Source organism: Paraburkholderia phenoliruptrix (genome assembly GCF_902859825.1).
Classification (GTDB): domain Bacteria; phylum Pseudomonadota; class Gammaproteobacteria; order Burkholderiales; family Burkholderiaceae; genus Paraburkholderia; species Paraburkholderia phenoliruptrix.
The window spans coordinates 1-22814 of record NZ_CADIKB010000041.1 but is presented as its reverse complement, the minus strand read 5'-3'; the positions used below and the strand labels follow the sequence as shown (position 1 = coordinate 22814).

Genomic DNA, 22814 nt, shown 5'->3' with positions numbered 1-22814 from the left:
TATCTCCATGGATTCAATTCTCGGATTTTTCGCTGGTCGCGGTATGCAACTGGCCGCAATGGCCGGCGTCGCGTTGCTGATCGCTGCCGTGGTCGTCATCATGGGAAGCGGCAACATGGTGTCTGATCTGACGTTCATCATGACGCAGTCGCGCGCGCAATTGGCGCAGGGTAACAATGGCTACGCAAACTTCACCAACGCAAACGCATCCGGGCTGATCGGTGCCGGCGTGTTCCCGAGCACATGGAACAAAAGCGGAACGCTCTATGACCGCTGGGGTAACGCGGTTACGTTGGCCAGCACCGCCAATGGCGTTCAGGGGCAGGTGACCTTCGGCGGAGGGGGCACCGAAACCACGAGCTCGTGCTCGTCTGTGGCCTCGAACCTTAACGGCTATTCGAGCCTTCAGATCGGCGGGAAGACGTTTACGCCTTCGAGCATGCCTGACGCCGCGACCGCCGGCACCGCATGCGCTGGCCAGCCGACGCTGACCTTGACCTTCCAGTAACGCCACTACCGCGCAACAGGAGAGCGCCGCATGGGGTCGATCCTGCCGGTCCTTCTTGCCGTGGTATTCGCGGGGTTGATTGCACAGGGAATGCAGCTTGCTCAGGCGCTTCCCGGCGGTAGCTCACAGTCCGGGCAATCACAGAACGCCGCGGCGGCCGCGGCGGTGCAGGCTGAACTCTTTGGCGCTGCCTGTATCAACGCGGCCCTCGCGTCACCCGCGATCAGTTCGAGCATCAGCGTGACCATGCCCGCGGGGGTCCCGGTGCCGGCGCAAGCGTTGTGCGAGACAGTCGCGGACCCCGTTGCCGGGCGTGACGTTTACAGCTATACGCCCGGCGTTCCTGGCGAGGCAACCAGCATTGAGTCCGATACGGAGGGTAATGCCAGCTGGTTTCGGTCCATCGCGTCAGGGCAAGCCGCGTCGCTTTCCAGCGAGGAGATCTTGCAGATACCGGCAACGATCCCGGTTGGCGTGATGCTTGAGGTCGTACAGGTCAATCCTTGAGGGTATAGCGGATGGATGCAGTTCTCGGCGTCATGGCCGCCACAGTGATCTCGCTTCTGAACGTGGCGGCGCTGACGATATGGGCGATGATCGGTGCGGCTAACGTGCAGACCGCCGTTACGGCAGCGCATATGCGCGTTTGGGACGCTGGCGCCCTCCAGTACGTGAAGGACTTTGCCTCGACGATCGCGGCCACGGCCACAGCGACGACGCCTGTTACGGTCACGACGGCGATGATGGGGGCGGCCGGCAACTATCTGCCGCTGGGCTATTCCGGCGTCAATCCGTTTGGGCAAACACTCGAACTCCAGGTACTGCAACCGACTGCCGGTCAGTTGCAGGCCATCGTGACGAGCCAGGGCGGCCGCGCGATTAGCGATCCAAAGCAACTGGTGCAGATCGCCGCGCAGGCGCAGGCGGGCTTCGTGCCGTACAACAACCAGAACGGTGACCCTACGATGAACGCCGGCAACGCGTACGGCGCGTTTGGCGCGTGGGGGCCCGTTGTGCTGTCGCACTACACCAATCCGGGTAGTGGCCATCTTGCAGCCTTGCTGGCGTTCTCTGGTTCCAGCACGCAGGCAAACAGTACCTATCTCTATCGGGTGTCCGTGCCGAATCAGCCGCAGCTCAATCACATGCAGACTGATCTCGGTTTGACGGATGCAGGCGGAACTGCGCACAACATCACCGGGGTGAACACCATCACGGCGACGACCTTCCAGAACTCAGGCGGTGGCCAGTTCAACAGTGATCAAGGTGGTTCGCTCGAACTCGGTGGAAACAATGGCCAGGCCGGGACCGGACAGCCGTATATCGATTTTCATCAGGGCGGACAAGGTGTCCAGGACTTCAACGCGAGGATCCAGAACGACTCCAACAACCACGTCGAGATCAGCGCTGCCAATGGGCAGGCCACCCTCGGCGTCCAGGGGGCGCTCGAACTGGGCAATATCGCGACGCCCAACGGAGCATGTTCGCGTAACGGCGCTATCGCCGGCGATAGCGATGGTTCAGGCCTGACTTTTAACTGTCTGTACGGCAGGTGGGTACCTATTGGCGGACACGGGTTGCGCTTTGCGTACTACGTGGTGTCCAACGGGTCGACCGTGCCCGCTCCGACCTGTCCAGGCGGGGGGACGCCGGAGATTGTTCTGGCCGTACAGAACTTCTATGTCGATCCGACTGCCACGGTGAACCTCAGTCCGATCAGCGGGACGGGCCCATGGACCGTCAACATCACGGATGGCAGTGGCTCGGGGATCCCCGGCGAAGCGATTGCCGAAACGTACTGCACCTATTGAACGAGGTACTGAAATGCGATGCGCAAGCCTGTCGCCGAAGGGGTTGTTGCTGCTAGGTCTGGCACTGGCGGCCGCGACCGGGGGAGCGGCTCCCGTGCGATGTTCATGGGGTTATCAGGACTCGACCTGTACGGCCGGGCTTGCGAGAGCTCCGACGCCGGCGCCAACCTGTTCAACCGATCCGGGATGGACAACCGTTGCGTCGGCACGCTGGATCGGGTCGCAGTACTCGGCGCCACAGTGCAACTATCAGGCGCCACCATCGTGTCCCACCGGATACAGCCAGACCGCAGCGCCAAGCTGGAACGGATCGAGCTGGGTCGGCCTTGGATGCGCAGCACCGCCGCCGGTCTCAGCGACGCCAACGGATCCGGCGACGGACCCGGCAACGTCGTGTAACACGTATGCGGCAGGCCTGGGTTTCTCTCCTTACCCCTATGCCCATAGTTCAACCGGAGACTCGTCCCCGATCTTTCTCGCGAGCGATAAAACAGGAGGCGGAACGTATGTCAGTAACGCACTCGGGCCGGGTATCACGAACACTGCAATGTACCAGGGATCGTCGATATACACGGTTCAATGCAACGTTACGTCGAGCGGAACAGTGACGCAATTTCTCTATAACGCCCTGTCAGGCTACGACGGCGGTTAAAGCCGAATGCGGCTCCAAAAAGACGAAGAGATCAGCGCTGCCAATCAGCGGGACAGGCTCATGGACCGTCAACATCACGGATGGCAGTGGCTCGGGGATCCCCGACGAAGCGATTGCCGAAACGTATTGCACTTATTGAGCGAGGTACTGAAATGCGATGCGCAAACCTGCCGCCGAAGGGGTTGTTGCTGCTAGGTCTGGCACTGGCGGCCGCGACCGGAGGAGCGGCTCCCGTGCGATGTTCATGGGGCTATCAGGACTCGACCTGTACGGCCGGGCTTGCGAGAGCTCCGGCGCCGGCGCCGACCTGTTCAACCGATCCGGGATGGACAACCGTTGCGTCGGCACGCTGGATCGGATCGCAGTACTCGGCGCCACAATGCAACTATCAGGCGCCGCCATCGTGTCCCACCGGGTACAGCCAGACCGCAGCGCCGAGCTGGACCGGATCGAGCTGGGTCGGACTCGGATGCGCTGTGCCGCCGCCTGCCGGCGGCATCCCGGTGGGCACGCCGGAGTCCCAGGTATGCCTCGGCGCGGTGGCAACTGTTGACCCGTGGGGTACACCGGACAATGGGTTTATGCACTGGTCGAGTGATCTTGCGGCTGGACAGGCCATTTTTGGGTCGTTGGGCGGTCCGACGTATGGGTCCGTTAGCGACACCTATGCGACGTGGTTCGCTTCATTCCCTTGGGCGAACATTGCACAAATCAACTACCAGGCGGGAGGGGAACCGGACCCTGCGGCGATGGCCGACATGTGGGTTGGAGGCGACGGGTATGGTGGAACGGCGGCATGCTGGGTGACTCCGGGCACGACGAATGTATTGGGTGTCGAATACTACAACTTTCAATACGAGACCAACGGAGGCTGATCAGAGGGCGAAAAAAAAGAGGGGACCGAAGTCCCCTCTGTCGTTTAGTAGCCTGTGATGCCTAGCTACCCGTTGTGAATGTCCACGTCGTGCTGATGGGCGTTCCGTCACGCTGTCCGCTGAACGCCACGGTGTACGTGGTGTTCGCAGCTAACGCAGCTTGCGGCAGCAGGAATGCCACACCAACTGCCATCGCGCTATTCACATCGGCCGTCGCGCTCGAGGTGGAACCCGTGAGCGCGGCTGACGGCACAATGATCCGAGCCGGCACAACCGTACCACCTGACGACGTCAACGTGAAACTGGTCACCGTGAGAACATCCCCCGCGTTGGCGGCGGTAACCCGGACCATGATCGGCCGACCGGGAGAAGCGAGATCCGGTGCCGGATTCGGGCTTTCCGCAGTCATTGCGCGCGCCACACCGGTTTCGTTGGCGAGCGGCGAGTGTGCGATCGCCGTCGTTGCCATCTGCTGACCAGCGGACGTGAGGTAACCATTCGCGGTTGGGGTACCGCTGACCCCCGTTGTCTGGCCGAAGTCCAATACGCACGAATAAGTCCCTTGCGTGGTGTTCTGCTGGAAACCGATACCGATCGTTTCCTGAACTTCGGTTGCGTCCTGCAAGTGGTAGACCGTGTTCAAAAACTGGCCGACGCAATCCGATGCAAATGCGGAACTGCTTGCCTGGCTCAAACCGACTGCGGCGTTCTCACTGATCCATTCCGTTGCAGGAGCGCCCGCCTTTTGGGCGCGACTGAGCGGCGTTGCTGCGTAGTAGTCCGCGTTCGTCGATACCTCGTTGTGCGTCACGGCGGTGATGCTGCCGTTGGCGAAGTTTGCGTTGAGGTACAGGGCATGCGCCTGACCCGACGTGTCCAGGACAGTGTCCTGAGACAGCTCGCCGACACCCATGGCCAGACGGTATGCGTTCAGCATCGAAAAGGCCGAGGCCTGCATCGTGGAGCTCGCATACGTCGGTGTCGGGACGCTGGTCTTTGGCGACGTTGAACTTTGCGGGGGCGTTGTGCTGCCGTTCGACGTGGTGCTCGAGCTGCCACCACTGCTGCTTCCGCCTCCACCACCGCATGCGGCAAGGATGGTGGAAGCTGCGATCACACCGTACACGGCAAATTTTTTAATTTCAAAGTTCTTTTTCATGGTGTTGTATTCCTTGGTGTACTCCAATGTGCAAAGCGATGACGTGGCGCAACCTGCGCTCCACGCACCCACTTTGGTTATCGGACTGGAAGGGGAATTTCTTGAAAGATCGGGTAATGTGAATTGCCCGGATCCGTGAATTGAGGCGGAAAACTGCCTCAGGGGCCTAGCGAAGAGACATGGCGGGGCAAAAATTATGTCTCGGTGGTCTGCTAACCAGCATCGGTCACAAGGATCTCGCGGGTCTGGGGATTGACCTTGATGGCGAGATGCGGCACAAGGCTTTCGACGGTGCGTAGCGCGTCGAGAAAGCCACCCGTAAGCGGGCCGCCCTGAGTAATGTTGTAAGGATCTGAAGCCTTCCATTCAGGAACCTTCCAGCCCGCTGAGCGTGCCCACTCAGTAATGCTGTCCCTGAGCGTGTGGTTGGCGTTCAAGATCCAGACCTTCTGCACGGGCGCACTGGGCGCTCCCACCGGCGGCACCACCATCTGTTGTATGGCTGGTCCCGGGGCTGCCACGGCAACAGAGACTGCTGGCTGCTGCGATGAGGTGTAATCGCGCGGGGAGCCGTACGGCATCGGCTCGGGCCGGTACACGGCCGGGATCAGGTAATTCGGTGCTGTCGCCGCGGGTGCTTCGGCACCGGTGGTTCCGCGCGCGGCTGGTTTTACGTCCTGTCCGCGTGTGGACGCTGGCGCCGACGTTGCGCCCGTGGTGTCCTCCTTCATCAGCAGCGACAGCAGCTCGGCCGCGTCCTCGGGCGGAATCTGGTGTCGTGACACGAGGTCCATGATGTCGCGTACGAGAGTCGTGCGTTTCACGTCGCCCTCACGAGCGGCCATTTCAGTTCCTGCTCCGCCCGCAACGGCATTCACTCGGCTGCCCGTCGTGACCCACTGCGCCACCGCCGGCGCCGCCGCGGCAGCATCGACTGGCAGGGGATGCGCTCCAGTGTCGGACTCGGCTGGGTAACCTCGTGTCTGCGCAGCCGTGTAGGGCGGTACCGTTGCGGAGATGGAATGGCTGGGTGCCGAGCTCGTCACGATGACCGCGCAGTCAAACAGCCGTCCACGCCGGAGCACGCTGGAATCAGTATCGGTTGCAATCGCAACGGTTTGCCCATCGACGCCGTTGTTCACGAGCCATGAGCGGATCTGCGTCGCGCGCTGGTAGGGAATCGAGGTCCGCGATGCGCCCGGATCGCCGCAGCCGGCGATCGTGATTGCTCGCGCGGCCGAAGTGCGCTCGAGTACCGGGTCGAGCGCAGACGTGGCCTGCTTCGACAGGCGACTCTTGCGGGCGGTGAACGGTACGCGGTAAACAGACTCGACCAACGCGGGTTGCTTTCCGTCTGCCGGGCTTTGCTGTGCATGGACATAAGCTGCGGGCAGCAGGGCAATGCCCGCCATCAACGCAAGGCTCGAACGCATGGTTTTCTCCGGGGATAGGTGTTGATCGACCGATGAGGTCGGCCCGCCTGATATCGCAAATCGCCTAAAGGTAATTATAAGCGCGCGGCGATTGATGAAAATATCGGCTTAACCTGTTCCTGGAGCCGGTATATGAGGCGGCCCAACGCTAACGGACGGCAGGATCGTCCAGCAGCAGTTCCGCCTCGGTTCTGGTGGCAAGGAGCCGAAATCCGTGTGGCCCGATCATGCCCCAGTCCCGGGCGCAGCGCGCGAGGACAGGCGCGTTGGCCAGTGCGTTCTGCTCGAGCAGGTTCGCGGTTTCGATCCAGGCGAGCCCAACTACCTCTTCCGGAGCGAGGGTCAACTGTTCGCGCGTAATACGGTCGATCGCCGCCGGCCGACATCCGCTGATCAGCTCGCTGATCGTGGCGACCCGACGATCCAGCCGGCAAAATAGCCACGCGATCCTGGCCGTCTGCGGACCAACCAGCTCCGCGATCATTGAGGCTTCGTTCCACGGGCAGATGGCGTGCTCGAATGCGGCCGTCCCATGCACCGAATGGACAAGGCCGGCGAGCGCTATCGGCGCAGGCGCGCCCGCCTGCGCGAGGATGTCGTACGTGCCGATAAGGTGACGTAGAAGATTCGCGCCGCTGTGTTGCAGCCCGTCGGCGCCCCGTGCCCGCAGAAAAGCGATCGCCCGGGTAACCGGTGCCGCGAGTTCGGAGTCGATCGTCATCGTGGGGCTCGGGTCTTCAGCACAATGCAGACCCGCAATTGATGGCAGTCGCGATCCACCGCACGTGCCGCGTGCATCACGTTTGCCGGGAACACGATCGCGCGGTTCGGACGGGGCAGGCATGACCAGGCGATGTCGCCGGCATGGTCCAGAAAAACAGTTTCGCCACACCATTGCGCCCGCCACTCTGGCACCGCGTAGTACACGAGAGACCAATAGCCATCGTCGCGCCGGTCCATATGCGCATTGCCACCAATGCCGTAAGTGTGGGCGTTGGCGTAGGCGCGGACGAGTGTGTGTCCGTGCATCGGCCCAGCCACGGCTGCGGCCCAGAGCGTGCGGGCGAGCTCATGCGTGAGCAGCGTCGCCACTTCGCCGTCATTGTCGGTGCGGGTGCCACCGTCGAGGTCGACATGCCAGTGGCCACCTGCCATGTTCGCATTTGATTTCCAGCCGAATTGCCAGGGCAGGGTTCGCGCTGCGTTGGCTAGCGCCTCGGCCTGCGGGCCCGGCAGAAAATCGTCGAAGCGCATCAGCTGGTAGCTTTGCGCCCGCGGTTCGCGTGTGACTGTCATTTCGATGTATCCGCCCTGGCAAGCTCGATGTCGGTCTCGGCTCGCGAGATCTGGTCATAGATCACCTCGACCTCTTCGAGGATCTGGGTCGCGGCCACCACCACCGGGATGCCACGTACGCGCGCGCGGGCGGTGATGATCGGGTGAATCGACGGATCCTCGCCACGCAATGCGGCTTGCGCCTGCGCGCAACGCAGGTGCGCCGCGATCGCGCCGTACCCCGGTGTCGTGCGCGTATGCAGTGGCGCCCGCCAGTCCTCTGCCCCGGCCTCGGGCACATGCGGGGCCCGGATCGGGACCGGCAGCACGAAGCTGGGAGTTGCCGGCGCGCTGTCATCGACGTCCGTCCTCGTCAAACGTTCGCTATATCGGTATTGCGCACAGTTGAGAGCGTGCATCTCGGCGGGTACGTCGCCATCGGGAACGTCGACGACGCGAAGCTCTGAAGGGACAAGACCGCGTTTGCCGTCTTCGGAAACGACGAGTTGCTCGGTGGGTACCGGACCGGATCCGGAGCGGTGGAAGTACACGATCCGGGACGACAGGGGATCAAGGAAGAGGGTGGCCATCGGCCCAGCATAGCAGCTCGAGCCTGCTTCAAATTATCAACGTTGGTAGTGCTCAGGCATGGCCTGCGACGACGGCAAGCGAGCTATTTTTCTGTGGGACCTTTCCTTGGCTCAGCTCTTCTCCCGCACATCGCGGGCTTACACGCAAACAAGGAGATTCGCATCATGAATGGGAAAATGCCGTGGAACACTGACAGCAAGTCAATCGAAGACCTGCTGGCCAGCACCGGTTGTCTGCCGGTCGAGTATGGCGGTCTGACAGCGCTTGGACGGTCCGATGACCGAGGCGGAAATTCGGTGGCGCACTTCATTGCCGATCAGGCTGAGTCGCAGGTAGAGACTTTGGCCGGGTTAGGAGTCAACGCATCGGTTCGCCCCACGGCTCTGCCTGGAAAATATGTCGTCGTTTTCGATCCGAATCAGCGAAAGATCCATGAGAACGGCGTTGTCCACCGTATCGAAGCCGTAGGGCAGAGGGTTGACGGACTCACACGGGCGCTCATGCAGGTGCTTGAACTGATCGCGGCGGGCAACGCGACGGACGCAAAGACCCTCGCTGCGGCCACGCTTCACAAAGCAGGACTCAGGCGGCCGCCTGCAGCGAAAGCCGGGGCAGTGGCAGTCGACGTTGTTCAGGTCCCCTCGGGGGTGCTGGCCGTGCTAATCGAGATGGCGAATGCGCATATCGAAGATATCGAAACCGGTCTCGAGGATGGGACGTATGTTCGATCCGAAAACGGCAATCTCCCCGACAAGCAGGCCGCCGTCAAAGAAGCAGAAAAGCTGTATCGCTCTGCGCACCCGCAAACCCGAAGCCCGCAGGATGACGCAAGTCCGGAGCCAATGACGAGCACGTAACTTTCTCAACACACGGCCCGCCAGTCCTTTACGGATGGCGGGTTTTTTTCGTCATGACATCCCCTGTGCTCAGTCCATCGCCCGCCCGCTTCGGGCTTACTTCCCAGGAGATTTGAACATGGAACGGAACACTGCGCAGATCACCGCATTTGACCACCGCGGCGATGTCGATCATGTGTTTGAGACGCGGTTACAACCCTTCACCGAACTTCAGAGTCGTACGCGTACGGTGCGTTTGTACGGGGACATCGAAGCGCCTCTACGCGTCGAGCTCTTTGACACGAACGATGGCGTGTCTCCTCCGATGGCAGCCTTTGTGCCGAACGATCAAGGCAATTACGTGCGGGATAAGGAAGATGAAGAGTCAGATCATGAATACGCATTTGACATCAGGCTGACGTGTTCGCTGCGATTCAAGGCAAAAAGCGTGACGCACGCGGAACGCTCCATGCGAGAGACATTGCGGTGCTCAGACGCCAATCTGGGTGAGATCCTTGGCCAGACGATCGTAAGCGAAGTCTCGCTCGATCCGGACCTTCCGCCGTACCTCTACGAGGTCGATGGCCAGCCCCAGAACTAGAACCACGATCGCAGCCCGCGCAATCCGTCATCCGGATGCGCGGGCGAGCTCCGTCCAACACACGCCCGCACCTTTCGAGATGCGGGCTTTTTTTTGCGGCGTCATCTCTTGTGCTTAGTCATCGTCCGTCTCAGCAGCGGGCTTACTTACATAGGACATTTCGTTATGGAAAGCAAAATCGAGTCGACGTTATCCGATGAGCAAACTCTCGCCGGTGCGCTACACGCGGTGGTGACTGCTGTCCGGCGATTGGGTCGCTACAGCGTGGATGAACCGGCGGAGGCCTGGACTCCCATCGTCCTGAACGCGATGTCACGCCACGACCTCGACAACCGCGATCGCGACCGCCCCACCCGAACGGATGCGAGCATCCTTGCGATGGCGCTGAAAGACATTCGGAACGCCGCCGATAGCCAGTCTCGGTATTCACTCGGTGAGTTGACGGGCGAGTCATTCAGGACGGCATTTGACGTCGCCAGGCGTTACTGCCTCGAACCCAAGCATGGGATGAGGCCCGAGCCGCGTTTTCGTATCGAGCATTGTCCAAACTCCACCGGTCTGAACTGGTTCCTGGACCACTGGATCGAAGACGACGTGGGTGCCGGATGGAAGAACCTCAATAGCTATCGAAACGAAGATGAGGCTGTGACGGCGCGCGACGGCACGAAAAGGCCGTTGAAGCCGGAAGAGAAGCAGATTGCACCGACATTGCTCTACCCTTTGTCACGCGAGCAGCACGCGACCATGCTGGCCGCTTTGCGGTTCTACGAGGAGAAAGGTCAGGGCAATCCCGCGAACCGAAGCGATGCCATTCACGACATTGCCACGAACGGAGACGATGTCGTTTCACTCGATGATGGCGGGATTGACGAACTCATTGAGCACCTGCAGTTTTCCGGGCAGCCGCCCGTGCGGGTACTCGTGACGGTGTCAGGAGGTATTGCAGACTATGTTTCAGACGCCGGGGCCGACGTGATCGTTTTCGATCACGACGACTACCGGGATGATCCTGAGGGGACCGGCGGGGTACCCGATCGTTTTCTCGATCTGGCCGCCCCGATCGAGGTTCCCGTTGGTGATGACACGGGACTCGAGAGTTCCTTGTCCCGCAGGTGATCGACTCGCAATCCACGGCCCGCTAATCCTTACGGATGGCGGGCTTTTTCTCGCCCATTCATTGCGTGATTTTCACTGGCCCGACCGCGAAAGTGGGAACTGGCGGTCCGCGTTCAGGGCGATTATTTTTCGGCGGGACATCCAATGTGCTTAGTTCATCGCCCGGTGGCACGGGCTGATACGACACGATGGAGATCTGAAACATGGACAACTTTCATAGCCAGCAACCACGGCAAGAGCAGGAGACGGTCTTGACGCTGGTGGAAATTTACACTCAGCGAACGCGCGATGCGCAGGACAGGCTGGCGCGACGTCTCCAGGGTTCGACCTCAATCGGAGCATCGGACGCCGCGCTGCGTGACCATCGCTTCGCGATCGCACGTATCGACACACAGTATGCGGCTGACCTTGCCGACGCTGAACAAGCGAAAGGGAAGGAGGGTCCGCCTGATAGCCTGGATAGGTCGCAGATTGACCACTTGTACGTAGTGTCTGGGCGAGTGCCGGGTGACGATGATGATTTGGTGGAGCTGATCGCTGCGGGGAATCTCGAGGAGGCCGTTGCGAGCTTTCGCGAATGCGTGACGGCGGACCTTGCTCCGGATCGGCGGGCGGCACTAATTGCCCGGCATGATAGCGACTGTTTTGTGGTGTCGACGACGTTGATCGGTGAATATACTGGCGCAGGTCGTTTGCACCTCGTCGAGGAGTTCAAACTTGACGACCCGAAACGCGTCGGTACCGAACCTGCTGTGGAGTTTATGCAGGAGTTGCTGGACGCGGTCGAAGCGCTGTCGGATATCGTGGAGACACATGGTGCACGCACGTTGGCTGACTTGATGTACCTGCAGAACGCCATCATGAACGAGACCTTCATCGACCACTATCCAGATGAGTCGGCTGTCGTGGATCTTGTGAAGGCACTGCCGTCCAGCGATCGCTGGCTGGCATTTGTGAACGTCGCGCCGGATGACTTGCGGCGTCCGAGCCCGCCCCAGGAATGTAACTAAACCTGCAACCCACAGCCCGCCACTCCTCACGGATGACGGGCTTTTTTTCGTGTGCTTCACATGTTCTTGACCTCTCGGCGCGAACCCGAAAATCCGTCGCCCGCAATCTCCTCGAAGATACGGTTTTTTTTGCCGCGCCATTCCCTGTGCTTAGTTCACTACCCGCCCATGGCGGACATACTCACACAGGAGCTTTGAAGATGGAACAAACAACGCATGAAAAGGTGCCGGAGAATGTGCGCAGTGCCGTCTCGTTCGCGTTGAACCGCCTGGCGGAGATACGAGAGGGCATAAACAGAGCTGCGGACCTCGAGAGGCGTGTCGGGCAGGCGGGGCGCTATCAGGCGGACGCATTTCTCAATCGCCGCCGGGAGATTGAGAGTGCGCGCGCGACGCTAGCGGAGTTCCGGAAGGTTGCACCTGCGAATGGGGTGGACCCGGACGCCTTGATCCGCTTTCTGGGCGGAGAGCCGGACATGACGCCGTCCCCAGAGGCCCAGGCGTGGTTGGAAGATTCTCGTGGCCCGGTGATTGGAAAGATGGCTACATGAGCGCTACCGCATAGTAACGTTCGACAACTTCCTTCTTTATATGCCCAACATTCTCGTGATACTAATTGTCGCGCTAGCCGGCTCCTCTTTGTGCGCATGTTCCGCATCCTCGCAAGCGCGCAGTCCGGACTTTCGGCCGAAGATAGTTGTTAAAGAACCGCCAGGCGAACGGGGCGATTTCGTTCTTTGCGGGGACGGTCGGATCCTGGTTTTCCCCGTTTCGCATCCGATGACGTGTTCCTGACCGAACATTCTGAAACCCACAAGCCCGCGCTCTTTCGAGACGCGGGCTTTTCCTTTGCTGCCACTCTTCCCGTTTCTCCGAGGTTTGATGGTTGACGTGCAGCGGCCGGTGCCGTCGCGACGATGTGAGCTCACGCCTGCGTTTCGCACGACGGGATATTTTCCGCCGGGACATTCCCAGTGCTCAGTTCATCGCCCGCGTCAGCTGCGGGCTTACTTACACAGGAGATCTCGTTATGGAAGGGAAAAGGCCGGTAGCTGCAAGGGTTACGTCGGAAGTTGATATTGCTGCAGCGAAAGAAGCGGGATACCGCGTCACTTTGTATGCTGTTGTTCGAGTCACGGTCGACGTCGCTTCGGCGTCGTCGCAGCTTGACGCGATTGCAAAGGCAGAATCCTCGACTGATCTGCATGATGCCATCCGGGGTGGTGAGTATGCCGAAGAAGTCGTCGGTATTCTGGTGGACGAAAACGGTGACGATGAATACCGTAAATCGACCACCTATCTCCCGAGCCAGGACGTGGAGTCGGGTTGGGCGCCTGATACTCCACGGAAACCGCGGCAGAACGACTTGCCGGCCGCCACCCTGTCAAGGAGTGGTCGACAGCAGGCACTGGTCGCCATGCTGGCCGAAGTTGCCGTGCCGGGCGGCATCGGTGAGCATGAATTCAGCCGTCCGGGCGGCTGGCTGGAGCGTGCGCAGAAGGTCTTGAAGGGGAGTCCGGTCGAAATGGACCTTTTGAGGCAGCTAGGCGAGGCGCGCCACGCAAACCGCCGACTCTTGGGCAACGTGGGACAACTCCTTTCCGCGTATGCCGAAGTCGACGAACTGCTGGATCAGGTGGTAGCCTCGATGCCTGAAGGCCTGACGGACGCCGAAACCGCAACTCAGCATGCCTCGAATGAGACGCGCGATCGAGTACAGCAGGAGTACCTGCAGGCTGACGATGACCGGTCTTCCGAAGCACGAGCGGAGTCTGAAGTCGCGCGCCCTTGCTCGTGCACGTAACTCGTTTTTGAACGCGTAACCCACAGCCCGCCATTCCTTTCGGATGGCGGGCCGTTTTTTCGCCTGTACGTTCTCGCGACTCTTCAAGCAAATCAGTGTTTGACCTTGTGCCACGTTCGAAAAAGAGCCTGCGCGGCTTGCGGAATATATAAGGGCGGCGAAGACCGAAGGCGCTTCGGAGGAACGAATCGAGCGCGGTCGTACCAGCTATTACCCCTGCCATGTTGATGGAGAGGTCCCTCTGCTAGCCAATAGAGGAAGTGAGACGTTCTATGCATAAACCGCGAGCATCGTCAAAGCGCCAGCGCTCCCAAAGCTGGTTCCTGCGGTTCCCGTTTGGCTCTGTGAGGAAAATTACGGAGTCCTGTCCGCTGCGAGGCAGGAGGGAAGCGGCGCCTTGATGCACGGTATAGGTAAGGGGGAAAGAACTGATTGGGCCGTGAGATTCCACGCACGACTCAGATCAGGGAACGTACCTCGTCAATGATGGTCTTCGCGAGCGTATCCATCGAATCTGTCAGGGACGGCTGCCGACCGAACTTGCGTAGCATCTCGGCATATGGCGCGACATAGCGATCCCCAGTCTTTGCGATCAGCACGGTTGCTATTTCAATACCCATCTCTTGCGCATCGGAGTACAAGGCCGCCACCTGCTCCATATCTGGAGTCCGGCCGTCCAGCACCACCACGACGAGGCGTCGCGCCTCATCGCGATCGGCTATCCCCGTCAGCACCGATTGTAATGCCGGGGCGAGTGCGGTGGTGCCGCCGAGGACGGGGATCGACTGCGCGCAATGGGACACTCGTTTCCAGCTTTCGCCGAACTGCTTGATCGTACAGACGCGAGCGTTGAAGACAGCAGCGGCAAAGGGAATCTCGTGCAGTTCGAGCAACTCGGCCAGCGCAACGAGCGTCCCGCCAGCTGCTTCGAGCGGAACGAAACCGGCCGGGGATTTGACTCCCATGCTGCCCGAAACGTCGATTAGCAGACTGACGCACGCATTGATTTCGTCCTCGACGCGCCGGCGTCGGAATACCCGGCCGTCTAGCACCACAAGGCGATGAATGCGGTTCGATTGCAGACGACGTCCAACGAAGCCGACATGGCGATTCGCGTCCTTGCGCGACTCGAGGAGCGCCTCGAAGTCCCGCCCGAGCCGCCCCCGGATCCGGCCAGCCGTGGCGATCCAGGTCGGAGGCAGTGGCAATTTGCGCGTGCCGGCAGCCTTCGTAGCCATACGGGTGTCCGCCGGCAGCGCGCTTACGGCGCCCCCGAGGGCTTCGCCCACCATATCGCCCATATCCGCCTGCCGTACGTCTTGCTGCACCAGTACCGAGAGTGCGAAGCGCTGTTCCTGTGTCGTCACCGCCACATCGCTGGGCGACTGGGTGGCAGCTTCACCGGGCGCCTCTGTGGCGGCTGCGGCGTCCTCTTCCCCGCGAATCGCAGACGCAGGGCCGCCTTGCCCGTCACGTTTACAGTCCGTGTCGTCTGCGCCGCCGCTCGAGGAGTCGGGACAAGAGGAGGGCGTCGCATCGCGCGCTATGGTGTCGCCAGTGGCGAGGTCTCCGAGCAACTGCATGGCCTCGTCGACGAGCGTGACGACTTCGCCGGTCGACGAGGCACTCCACGCCCGTCGAATGATGTCCATCATGTGCAGCCACAGCGTGGGGCACTGCGCCCGGATCCACACTTCATATGCACGGGCCAGGTCCCTCAGCGGAGCGTCCTGGCCACGCAGGAGCGTCGCCCGTCCCACGCAGAGCATGGCCTCGACAAGCCCTTGGGCAGGCCGTGCATGGCCTATGTCGCGGATCTGGCCGAAGAAGCCCATGGGAACCAGCAGCTCCACTGTCCTCGCGAGATTCCTTGCGATGCCTGGGTAGACTTCCGCCGCCAGCCTCTCCACGCGCAGGTCTTCAAAAATACCCAGGATCGAGCTTTTCAGTGGTCCAGCGTGCGCCATACAGGCGTCGTAGGCATCGAAATCCGTGTGTCGGGCGTGTCCCGCAGCCAGGTGATCGATGACACCCTCGAGCAGCTCGGTAATCTGCGGATAGCCGGTGGGCAAAACCGCGTCGACCCAGATTCCGGGCAGTGTGAGCTTTTTCCGGGTCGTGCTTGCATTGTCCGCCTTGGGATTAACCTCAACCTCGAGGTTGTGCCTGTTCGCAAGCATCCGGGCGAGAAGCATAAGGTTACGCATCGAAGTGGCGTTTCCAAAGAAATAATCCCGCCTGCACAGGGTGCGGGACGGGATCAGTGTATTGGGAGCGAAGGAAGTATTCAGACATCGCCATCGATGCCGCAGCGAAGGCAATAACAGCGACCTTCGCCGAAGTAACTTGTATCGTCACCGCCATAGGCCGTTCCTGTATACGCCCACTGGTGTGCACAGGTGTATTGCTCCATGTCGACCGATGGACCTGGGTCACGGACATAGCCGAGCGCGTCGATTGCGCGGTAATGCAGGTTCCCACGTGCCTCGCGATAGGCCACGTTCGTCACTGCAAAGTCGAGCAGTTGATGGGTGGTACGCATGATTTTTCTCCGTCGTGAAGATTGGGAAGGAAGGGGCTTGGCCCACAACATGTCCCGGAGAAAAAAAGCATTTTGCCGATGGCTACCTCGCGGCCGCGAGGTGCTTTTGCATTGCCCCTACCAGCATTCCCGCGGCGCCGGTAACGACCCACGTTGCACCGATGAGACCATAGTTTTTCTTGCGGGCGAGGGGATACCACAGTATGGCAACACCGCCTGCGCTGCCAGCATTGAATGCTGCCTGCGCGAGGTGACTCGTCGGCGTCGCCCCGACATCGCGCCCGAATGCGAGTGTTGTGGGGCCAAAGAACTTGTGGGTTAGCGTCACGGCCCGTACCGACTTGATCTCGATAACAAACCTGATTTTGCCGGTCGACACGATGGCGTCGCAGTCACCCGATGGGGTCATCACGTTGGTTGTGATTGTCCAGCCGGCAGGCAGTCGCGCGCGAAGCGCGTCGAGTGCTTTCCCCTCGGTGTGTTTTCCATGCCAGCGGTAGTAGCCGCGTCGCACGCCAGTACCCGAAGACAGTCAGAAGCACCGCGAACGGACCGTAGCGCAGGGGGCTGGCTATCCCGGTATGGATGAGAATGGCGAGTGTGCCGACGCCAATGATTATCATTGCGCCACCAAAGTGAAGATCGCGACGCCACGGAGTAAATGGTTTGCTTGCCATCAGTGAACTCTCAAAATTCAGCCAGAAGCTGTAAATCGCTCTCGCAAGAAAAAAGCCACACCGGGGAGGTGTGGCTGTGGATTACCGTTGCTGGAACGGAAAGCCGTTTTTAGAACGGGACTTCGTCATCTTCGGGCGCGCCTGCAGCGACCGGGGTTCCAGGTGCGCCGCCTTCTGCACCCTCAGCACCTTCTGCGCCTGCAACTGCCGGATCACCGTCCTTCGGCTGGAATTCCGATACGCTGACCGACAGATAGCGGCCGGCGCGATCGCTGGTCTTGAGCCACGCTGCAAGACGCAGACGCTCATTGCCGTCGCGATCAAGATCGACCGAGCCGGTGTAGTCCGGCTGCTTTTCGCCATCCTTCTTCTCGTTCAGAAAGAGGGCCGCGTTGTGATACTCGTTGTCGAGACCATTGCGATCGATGAAGACCAGGCGGATGTACTGCTTGCCGCCTTGCGAGAGTGCCTTGATGCCGATGATCTGGATCTTCTCGGCGCCGTCGCGTTCGCTGCCGTTGCCGTTGTAGTCCGCGCGGACCTTTTCGTCTTTCGCCTTGTTGAAAGTGAGGCTATCCACGGTGTTCTTGAAAAGCGAGAAATTGAAGGCTTTTTTCATGATTGGTTCTCCGGAGAATCAGCACTAGGGGAGCTGAACGGGTTGGTTTGACCTAGTGCCCGATATGGTTTTCCAAAAAATATTCGTGGCCGTGGTTGCGCCACCCTGCTGCCTGCTCACTGCGTTCTGCATAAATCTGCGGATTCGGTGCCGGTTAGCACTCGAATATCCATCCGTCCCACAACATCGTTGGCATGTCGAGGCGCAGTGAGTAGCCCAGCCCCCGGATGGCCTCCACTGCGCTGCGTATGCTTTGTTCCCCTTCGAGATCCGGGCGCAGCCGCGCGATCAGCGTGCGCGGGCGGTCATGCCGGACATTCGCGATCGCCATGGCGATTTCGCAAGCCATCCCGGACGTTTCGACGAACACAGCGTCCGGGCGTATCCGACGCACGAGCCGCTCGGCGGACTCGAGCCAGGGAACGGGCATGACATCGGGGTCGCCAGCGCGCGTGTAACGTTCGACACAGGCCGCGTCATAACCGTGCCCAGGCAATACCAGATTGACGGGTCCGCCCTGGTGGCTGGGCACCACGGCCCAACGCGAATGAAACTCAACGGGAAGGCACCGGTTCGCATCCAGATTGGCCTGCGCGACAGGACAGAGGAGGGGGGAAGGCTCGAACGTTTCGACGCGTGCGCCAAGACTTGCGACCCACAGGGACCACGCGGCCGAACCGGCGCCAATATCGACCACCGTTTGTCCTGGCCGGATGATCTGCGCAGCAAGTCCAAATTCGGTTTGCTCGAGCGGCCGAATGCCAAGCAGGGTCTCCACCGTGTGTCTGTCCATGTGTGGTGACACCCTCAGTTCGAGATGTTCCAGCTTCACGACCTGATCAGTCAGGGCATGCTGGCTAACCGGTCGTGGTGCGTTGTCTCGCGTGGGGGATGCGCTCATGAATGCCATTGTCGACGTTTCTGAGTGAAATTCAGCGTAAGATTATTATTCATACTATCTGATTTCATAAGCGGGAAATTATCGGCCGAGATGACATCAGGTGATGTGGGGCCGAGTTACCGGGCGACGCGAGCCTTGCAGACGAAAAGCTTGGTGTTGTTGCCGATAATTTAGTCAGAAGAATCGGTGCTATAAACGGTTGACCGCTCACTCCTTCCTGAATATTTCTAATGCATGAGGTCCGAAAGGGTTTTGAAATATTCGATGATTCTCACAGGATGTGATCGGATGGAAATCGGCTCAAGAATTCAGTCGTCCTGATTCGGGTATCGGGAGGCTAAATTTCTGCGGGAATGTGCCGATATAAACGGTGGCGAGTATTGCATTCTCAGCTTGCTCAAGTCAGATCGGACTCCTCGGGTCAGGTCGCGGCTCGCGTACGCTGTGGCCGCCGACGCTGATAAATGCCAAAGAAAAGAACAGTAGTGACCATGACCATCAGAGCACTCCTCCCAGTTGTCGCTACACGCGGTATCAAACGTGATACACCGTCCGTCCAGGCAACCCTCATCTTCACGCATGTGCAGCCAGACAGTCGCGCAAAGATGCGCCCCGTCCACCTCTATTCATCCGCTGGAGCAGAAGTGATTTATGCACTGGTGGATGGAGTCGCCGGCGCGCTCCGTGCGCTCGATGCGCAGCGGCTGGGCACCGCGCGTGCGGCGATCGATATCCGCGATCTTTTCTGTACGGCAGCGCGAGCACACACTCACGTCGATGATGCGTCGATCCTTGCGTCGTCGCTTTCCGATCCTCTCGATTCGATGCTGGATCTTTATGGATCCGTCGGGCAGGGGGTGTACGTTTTCAGTGGTGGTGGAATGCTGATCGCACGACGCTCAAGTCTGAGCCCCTTCGACAATGCACCTCTTGGCGACACAGACCTTCTCGGAATCAGCGCACATCCTGGTCTTACTGACCGTTTTCTCGACGTCCGGCAGAATGCGTGCCGAACGACAATCGAGATACTCACGGCTCGGCGCAGGATGTCTGCCGCGACAAAAGAGAAACTGATGTCCCTGCTGATTGATGCCACCGCCCTCGCGCCGCTGAACCCGTCATTCCCGAGCTCGCAATCCCTGACCCGGTTGAACGCCTGCGCGGGAGTGCGGCTGGACCAGAACGTTCGTCGACTTCCGAAGGGAGCGCAGACCAGTGGCGGGCGGACGGGCCGGACCAATGTCAGCGCGGTGTCGATGGACTGGTAGGTCGAGATAGGACCCATTCCACCGCCGTGTGGCGGTTGGAAAACAGGATGAAGTCTGGCTATGGATGAAGAAAAGAACGTCGAGCTGTTGGAACTCGGACACGCTGCGATGCGGGAGGTTGTGCAGCAACTCGGAACAGTCCGACGCCCCGACGCGCGAGCGCTCCTGCAGGCCATCGCCATCTCGTCAATCACAGCGCTACGGCTGAATTTCGGGGACGCCTACGCGAGCGAGTTTTTGCGCCAGGCTATCGCGGCGATTGAGACGGAAAGCCTCGCGCAACGGCACGCAACGCATTCCCACTAGAGTGCAGAACGCCCATGCGTCGCGACATCACGCGCAGGCGTCGCTATCGACCCTTTAGCCTGGCGGCTTTGTACGAGCGTGCATCGGCTCGCGAACTGTCGCTCGAGCCTGAAGAAATCAACCGGCTGGTTGAAGACGAGCTCAGCTTCCTCGCGGACACTCACGCCAGTGTCACCTATTCGCTATTTGAACGAGCGCGGCGTCAGGCCTTTTGTGCCCAAATACAGGGAAAATTATCGGTGCCGCAAGACGCGCCCGTCGGCCAGCTCACCGGGCTGACAAACGCCGAGGCAGGCTTCGTCGTTGGCCTGAAGGCGGAGGCTGAACGCCGCGCCGACATACGGGCGAATGGTCATTCCGGTGCAGCCGCACGCGGCGACTCGCACGAGGAATTAAATGACGGCGGTGTTTGAATGCAAAATCGCCGTACCATCCAGAGTTTGATCGCACACCATGCCGAAAGTCGCACTACTGTCGTCCGTCTCGGGCGACATTCAGCATCAGAAGCTGCTACTGGTACCTGATGGATGCATGGACCCAGAAGCAGAAGTTGACCGGGTACTCGTCGCGCTGGCAACAGAAGCGCCGTACTTTAGCTGGCAGCAGGCGCGCGAGGCACTGCGCGCTGCCGGCTATACACCGCTTGAGGACATCGTTGAGGTCACACGGCCGTGGGACGAATCCCGTTGCAGTCATGCGATGACCTTCGCTGTCGCCTTTCCTCCCGACGCCGAGCACGAGCATGCGGGCAAAACCCTGCGGGCGAGTACATGGCTAGCGGCGGAAGGCGGGGCGATCACCCTGGTCGACGAACACGGTCAATGCCTGATGGCAGATGATCAGCTCTGGAAGCGGGGAGCAGAAGGCTCGGAGCAGGTACCCCTCGGCGTCATCCTCGTGCCCCGCGCGCAGTTCGGTTCCGCGGAACAACTTTCAACGGCAATCGCATTGCTGAGCGAATCCGGATTTCGCGTCCAACCGGGCGACCCAGATACCACCGGCAACGTTCAATCCTCGCAATGACACGGCAAGGTGGCTTCCGCCGTGTTCCTCGTGCGTTGGCGCGCGGCCGAGGGGGCGCTGTACCGGGTGTCGACGAAGCGGCCGCTGTGTCGGCGTGGCTGGGTCGCTATCGTGGACACACGCATACCGCATATAAGCGGGAAAGCTCGCGATTCCTCGACTTTGTTTGCTCGTCCGGCATCGCCGGTGGCCTGGTAGGTGCCACGCCGGCCGTGTTCGAGGAATATGCGCGTACGCGTCCGAGCGAAGACGTGGCGCGATACGGGCTGCAAGTTCTGCGTTCCCTGTATGCGACGCTTTGCGAACGCGGCGTTATCAAAGTCAATCCGGTCCCGGTGGTAAAGGGCAGTAGTCGCGCGAAACCCTCCGTTCATGATAAACACTTCACGCAGGCCGAGCTCGTTACGATCGGTGGGGTGATTGACGCGCTGGCACATGAGCCGGGCGGTCATCGTCGCTCGTACTCCACGCGGCGCTGGATCTTCTGGCTACTCGCCTATACCGGAGCTCAGCGCGAGGAAATCGCGGCCAGCTCGCGACGTCCCGCGCTCACGATGGGCAACCTTCACTGCTTTCGGCAGGTGGAGCACGCAACCGCGACCTGTTGCTGGGTCCTGGACGTTCGCGACAGCGCCGGCCTGCTTCGCCGCATCCGTCTGGGTGACGCTCTTGTCGCCGAGCTCGTGCGATACCGACAATCACTGATGCTGAACTGGCACCCGAGGCCAGACGACGAGACCCCACTCATTGTTGGCAATGGTTGGCGCCCGATGGGCGCGCAAGGCATCTACACCAACGTGCAGGCGATGTTCGCTGCAGTTGCGTCGCATCTCCAGGGTCAGGGCCTCGAATCGCGTCTAGTGGCGCGGCTCGAAGAGGCGACGCCGTACTGGCTGACGCGCTCTTTCTACGCACTTGACAGGTCGGGAGACAATCGCGAGGAGCGTCACACGTCGAAGGAAATGACGCACGCGGTGTTGGACTGAACTGAACGTGATCGTGGAGCAGCTCGAATCGGCCCGGATTGCCGTTATCGTTTTCACGTGAGTCGATGCCATGACCGTCGCCGGGATACTCAAAGCGAGACGCGAAGAACTTGGCCTGACGTTGCGGGGGGGCGCGTCCGCCGCAGGCAGTTCGAAAGGACATCTCCAGGGCAGTGAGTCGGGGCGCTATCCGAACATCCGTTTTGCGACGGCCGTGCGACTAGCCAGCGTGCTGCAACTCGGTCTCCTGATGATGGCGGGGGCCGTGCTGGCCGAGTGCGACAAACAGGAGGACGTCCCGTGATCAGTTACGCGTGTTCGCATGACCCGCGCGCCGCGATCGCTTGATGCTCCCGTGGCAGGGCGTCATCGGATAGCAGGGTCACCACGGGGCCGGTCGCCCGTGCAGCCTTCAGTGCAACAATCCGCTCGACAGGGATACTCGCCGCGGCGAGGCGGGCGCCCAGCCACTGCCAGAACGCGGGATCGTCCAGGCATGCCGTCAGATCCTCACTCTCCGCAGCCCTGGGATATTCACGCACGGCGTTGAACTCCTCGCGCAGGATCACATCCGTCTCCGAAGCGCGGTAGTCCACCTTGAAGATCACCACCGCCGGATCCAGCGAGGCGGCTCGCGCGATGGCGTTGGCGCGGCGCGATGCAACCCGTTGCTCCCTGCGGGTAGGGGGCATGTTGGCGACGCGCCAGGCTGTTACGTCCCGGTCTATTTGAGGATCGGCATCCCGCGCTATTCGAGATGAAACGAAACGGGTTGTCTCGCGCTGCGATAGAAGTGCACATGATGAAGCAAGGCGCGGGAC

The 22814-nt window shown here is 60.7% G+C and carries 27 protein-coding genes; 16 read left to right on the top strand and 11 right to left on the bottom strand.

The annotated features are described in order from the left end of the window. Positions 1–7 precede the first annotated feature (7 nt). Genes HV711_RS27565 through HV711_RS27550 form a run of 4 tightly spaced genes read left to right on the top strand, consistent with a single transcriptional unit; the run spans position 8 to position 2718 of the window. Positions 8–508, top strand: coding sequence for a type 4 pilus major pilin (locus HV711_RS27565; protein WP_035481663.1), 501 nt, complete (start codon positions 8–10; stop codon positions 506–508). 30 nt (positions 509–538) lie between these two features. Further along, positions 539–1015 carry a hypothetical protein gene (locus HV711_RS27560; RefSeq protein ID WP_035481661.1) on the top strand — a complete coding sequence of 159 codons (477 nt, stop codon included), beginning with the start codon at positions 539–541 and terminating at the stop codon, positions 1013–1015. 11 nt (positions 1016–1026) lie between these two features. Continuing rightward, positions 1027–2319, top strand: coding sequence for a shufflon system plasmid conjugative transfer pilus tip adhesin PilV (pilV, locus tag HV711_RS27555; protein ID WP_035481658.1), 1293 nt, complete (start codon positions 1027–1029; stop codon positions 2317–2319). 18 nt (positions 2320–2337) lie between these two features. Beyond that, on the top strand, positions 2338–2718 hold the full coding sequence (locus HV711_RS27550) for a hypothetical protein (protein ID WP_035481655.1): 381 nt from the start codon (positions 2338–2340) through the stop codon (positions 2716–2718). Positions 2719–3907: 1189 nt separating this feature from the next. Here the strand turns inward: HV711_RS27550 and HV711_RS27545 are convergent. The 5 genes from HV711_RS27545 to HV711_RS27525 form a co-directional block, all read right to left on the bottom strand. Continuing rightward, positions 3908–5005, bottom strand: coding sequence for a CAP domain-containing protein (locus tag HV711_RS27545; RefSeq protein ID WP_063826559.1), 1098 nt, complete (start codon positions 5003–5005; stop codon positions 3908–3910). Between the two features lie 212 nt (positions 5006–5217). After that, positions 5218–6438 carry a TcpQ domain-containing protein gene (locus HV711_RS27540; RefSeq protein WP_035481652.1) on the bottom strand — a complete coding sequence of 407 codons (1221 nt, stop codon included), beginning with the start codon at positions 6436–6438 and terminating at the stop codon, positions 5218–5220. A gap of 148 nt (positions 6439–6586) precedes the next feature. Continuing rightward, entirely contained in the window at positions 6587–7159 is a 573-nt protein-coding gene (locus tag HV711_RS27535; RefSeq protein ID WP_051224291.1) for a DUF6817 domain-containing protein, read from the bottom strand. Beyond that, positions 7156–7734 (bottom strand): 2OG-Fe(II) oxygenase, encoded by a 579-nt coding sequence (locus tag HV711_RS27530; RefSeq protein WP_035481650.1) that lies wholly within the window; start codon positions 7732–7734, stop codon positions 7156–7158. Before HV711_RS27530 ends, HV711_RS27535 begins: the two co-directional genes overlap by 4 nt. After that, positions 7731–8303, bottom strand: coding sequence for a hypothetical protein (locus HV711_RS27525; RefSeq protein WP_035481648.1), 573 nt, complete (start codon positions 8301–8303; stop codon positions 7731–7733). The genes HV711_RS27530 and HV711_RS27525 overlap by 4 nt, the downstream gene beginning before the upstream one ends. Positions 8304–8468: 165 nt before the next feature. On the opposite strand from HV711_RS27525, the gene HV711_RS27520 reads away from it, so the two are divergent. The 6 genes from HV711_RS27520 to HV711_RS27495 all read left to right on the top strand — a co-directional run bounded on the left by HV711_RS27520 (position 8469) and on the right by HV711_RS27495 (position 13671). After that, positions 8469–9161: a hypothetical protein gene (locus HV711_RS27520; RefSeq protein WP_035481646.1), complete on the top strand. Its 693-nt coding sequence runs from the start codon at positions 8469–8471 to the stop codon at positions 9159–9161. Positions 9162–9279: 118 nt separating this feature from the next. Further along, positions 9280–9741: a hypothetical protein gene (locus tag HV711_RS27515; protein ID WP_035481644.1), complete on the top strand. Its 462-nt coding sequence runs from the start codon at positions 9280–9282 to the stop codon at positions 9739–9741. Positions 9742–9906: 165 nt separating this feature from the next. Further along, a complete protein-coding gene (locus HV711_RS27510; RefSeq protein ID WP_035481642.1) occupies positions 9907–10857 on the top strand; it encodes a hypothetical protein in 951 nt (316 codons plus the stop codon). Between the two features lie 203 nt (positions 10858–11060). Beyond that, a complete protein-coding gene (locus HV711_RS27505; protein ID WP_035481640.1) occupies positions 11061–11867 on the top strand; it encodes a hypothetical protein in 807 nt (268 codons plus the stop codon). 200 nt (positions 11868–12067) lie between these two features. Then, positions 12068–12418, top strand: a complete 351-nt coding sequence (locus tag HV711_RS27500) for a hypothetical protein (protein WP_035481638.1) — start codon at positions 12068–12070, stop codon at positions 12416–12418. 479 nt (positions 12419–12897) lie between these two features. Next, positions 12898–13671 carry a hypothetical protein gene (locus HV711_RS27495; RefSeq protein WP_051224288.1) on the top strand — a complete coding sequence of 258 codons (774 nt, stop codon included), beginning with the start codon at positions 12898–12900 and terminating at the stop codon, positions 13669–13671. A gap of 458 nt (positions 13672–14129) precedes the next feature. On the opposite strand, the gene HV711_RS27490 is transcribed toward HV711_RS27495, so the two are convergent. The 5 genes from HV711_RS27490 to HV711_RS27470 all read right to left on the bottom strand — a co-directional run bounded on the left by HV711_RS27490 (position 14130) and on the right by HV711_RS27470 (position 18341). Beyond that, positions 14130–15878 (bottom strand): VWA domain-containing protein, encoded by a 1749-nt coding sequence (locus tag HV711_RS27490; RefSeq protein ID WP_082201475.1) that lies wholly within the window; start codon positions 15876–15878, stop codon positions 14130–14132. 80 nt (positions 15879–15958) lie between these two features. After that, on the bottom strand, positions 15959–16213 hold the full coding sequence (locus HV711_RS27485; RefSeq protein ID WP_035481632.1) for a hypothetical protein: 255 nt from the start codon (positions 16211–16213) through the stop codon (positions 15959–15961). 82 nt (positions 16214–16295) lie between these two features. Further along, positions 16296–16727 (bottom strand): hypothetical protein, encoded by a 432-nt coding sequence (locus HV711_RS27480; protein ID WP_175145376.1) that lies wholly within the window; start codon positions 16725–16727, stop codon positions 16296–16298. Between the two features lie 272 nt (positions 16728–16999). Continuing rightward, positions 17000–17509, bottom strand: a complete 510-nt coding sequence (locus tag HV711_RS27475; RefSeq protein ID WP_035481629.1) for a hypothetical protein — start codon at positions 17507–17509, stop codon at positions 17000–17002. 154 nt (positions 17510–17663) lie between these two features. Continuing rightward, positions 17664–18341, bottom strand: coding sequence for a class I SAM-dependent methyltransferase (locus tag HV711_RS27470; protein WP_175145374.1), 678 nt, complete (start codon positions 18339–18341; stop codon positions 17664–17666). Between the two features lie 560 nt (positions 18342–18901). On the opposite strand from HV711_RS27470, the gene HV711_RS27465 reads away from it, so the two are divergent. From HV711_RS27465 to HV711_RS27440, 6 genes are all read left to right on the top strand, one after another. Beyond that, positions 18902–19678, top strand: coding sequence for a hypothetical protein (locus HV711_RS27465; protein WP_175145372.1), 777 nt, complete (start codon positions 18902–18904; stop codon positions 19676–19678). A gap of 60 nt (positions 19679–19738) precedes the next feature. Further along, positions 19739–19984, top strand: a complete 246-nt coding sequence (locus HV711_RS27460) for a hypothetical protein (protein ID WP_035481624.1) — start codon at positions 19739–19741, stop codon at positions 19982–19984. A gap of 14 nt (positions 19985–19998) precedes the next feature. Beyond that, on the top strand, positions 19999–20397 hold the full coding sequence (locus tag HV711_RS27455) for a hypothetical protein (RefSeq protein WP_035481622.1): 399 nt from the start codon (positions 19999–20001) through the stop codon (positions 20395–20397). A 40-nt stretch (positions 20398–20437) separates the two neighbouring features. After that, entirely contained in the window at positions 20438–21007 is a 570-nt protein-coding gene (locus HV711_RS27450) for a hypothetical protein (protein ID WP_035481620.1), read from the top strand. A gap of 212 nt (positions 21008–21219) precedes the next feature. Next, positions 21220–21993: a site-specific integrase gene (locus tag HV711_RS27445; protein ID WP_175145370.1), complete on the top strand. Its 774-nt coding sequence runs from the start codon at positions 21220–21222 to the stop codon at positions 21991–21993. Positions 21994–22063: 70 nt separating this feature from the next. Beyond that, positions 22064–22297, top strand: a complete 234-nt coding sequence (locus tag HV711_RS27440; protein WP_035481616.1) for a helix-turn-helix domain-containing protein — start codon at positions 22064–22066, stop codon at positions 22295–22297. A gap of 4 nt (positions 22298–22301) precedes the next feature. On the opposite strand, the gene HV711_RS27435 is transcribed toward HV711_RS27440, so the two are convergent. Then, a partial coding sequence (locus tag HV711_RS27435; protein ID WP_217468971.1) for a hypothetical protein occupies positions 22302–22814 on the bottom strand: 513 nt, incomplete at its 5' end.

Excerpts from the sequence above, each read along its gene's own strand:
- HV711_RS27490 (WP_082201475.1), bottom strand. The coding sequence starts at position 15,878 with ATGCGTAACCTTATGCTTCTCGCCCGGATGCTTGCGAACAGGCACAAC.
- HV711_RS27540 (WP_035481652.1), bottom strand. The coding sequence starts at position 6,438 with ATGCGTTCGAGCCTTGCGTTGATGGCGGGCATTGCCCTGCTGCCCGCA.
- HV711_RS27495 (WP_051224288.1), top strand. The coding sequence starts at position 12,898 with ATGGAAGGGAAAAGGCCGGTAGCTGCAAGGGTTACGTCGGAAGTTGAT.
- pilV (WP_035481658.1), top strand. The coding sequence starts at position 1,027 with ATGGATGCAGTTCTCGGCGTCATGGCCGCCACAGTGATCTCGCTTCTG.
- HV711_RS27510 (WP_035481642.1), top strand. The coding sequence starts at position 9,907 with ATGGAAAGCAAAATCGAGTCGACGTTATCCGATGAGCAAACTCTCGCC.
- HV711_RS27450 (WP_035481620.1), top strand. The coding sequence starts at position 20,438 with ATGCCGAAAGTCGCACTACTGTCGTCCGTCTCGGGCGACATTCAGCAT.
- HV711_RS27465 (WP_175145372.1), top strand. The coding sequence starts at position 18,902 with ATGACCATCAGAGCACTCCTCCCAGTTGTCGCTACACGCGGTATCAAA.
- HV711_RS27505 (WP_035481640.1), top strand. The coding sequence starts at position 11,061 with ATGGACAACTTTCATAGCCAGCAACCACGGCAAGAGCAGGAGACGGTC.
- HV711_RS27485 (WP_035481632.1), bottom strand. The coding sequence starts at position 16,213 with ATGCGTACCACCCATCAACTGCTCGACTTTGCAGTGACGAACGTGGCC.
- HV711_RS27545 (WP_063826559.1), bottom strand. The coding sequence starts at position 5,005 with ATGAAAAAGAACTTTGAAATTAAAAAATTTGCCGTGTACGGTGTGATC.
- HV711_RS27560 (WP_035481661.1), top strand. The coding sequence starts at position 539 with ATGGGGTCGATCCTGCCGGTCCTTCTTGCCGTGGTATTCGCGGGGTTG.
- HV711_RS27440 (WP_035481616.1), top strand. The coding sequence starts at position 22,064 with ATGACCGTCGCCGGGATACTCAAAGCGAGACGCGAAGAACTTGGCCTG.
- HV711_RS27520 (WP_035481646.1), top strand. The coding sequence starts at position 8,469 with ATGAATGGGAAAATGCCGTGGAACACTGACAGCAAGTCAATCGAAGAC.
- HV711_RS27460 (WP_035481624.1), top strand. The coding sequence starts at position 19,739 with ATGGATGAAGAAAAGAACGTCGAGCTGTTGGAACTCGGACACGCTGCG.
- HV711_RS27515 (WP_035481644.1), top strand. The coding sequence starts at position 9,280 with ATGGAACGGAACACTGCGCAGATCACCGCATTTGACCACCGCGGCGAT.
- HV711_RS27500 (WP_035481638.1), top strand. The coding sequence starts at position 12,068 with ATGGAACAAACAACGCATGAAAAGGTGCCGGAGAATGTGCGCAGTGCC.
- HV711_RS27455 (WP_035481622.1), top strand. The coding sequence starts at position 19,999 with ATGCGTCGCGACATCACGCGCAGGCGTCGCTATCGACCCTTTAGCCTG.
- HV711_RS27475 (WP_035481629.1), bottom strand. The coding sequence starts at position 17,509 with ATGAAAAAAGCCTTCAATTTCTCGCTTTTCAAGAACACCGTGGATAGC.
- HV711_RS27535 (WP_051224291.1), bottom strand. The coding sequence starts at position 7,159 with ATGACGATCGACTCCGAACTCGCGGCACCGGTTACCCGGGCGATCGCT.
- HV711_RS27565 (WP_035481663.1), top strand. The coding sequence starts at position 8 with ATGGATTCAATTCTCGGATTTTTCGCTGGTCGCGGTATGCAACTGGCC.
- HV711_RS27550 (WP_035481655.1), top strand. The coding sequence starts at position 2,338 with ATGCGCAAGCCTGTCGCCGAAGGGGTTGTTGCTGCTAGGTCTGGCACT.
- HV711_RS27525 (WP_035481648.1), bottom strand. The coding sequence starts at position 8,303 with ATGGCCACCCTCTTCCTTGATCCCCTGTCGTCCCGGATCGTGTACTTC.
- HV711_RS27530 (WP_035481650.1), bottom strand. The coding sequence starts at position 7,734 with ATGACAGTCACACGCGAACCGCGGGCGCAAAGCTACCAGCTGATGCGC.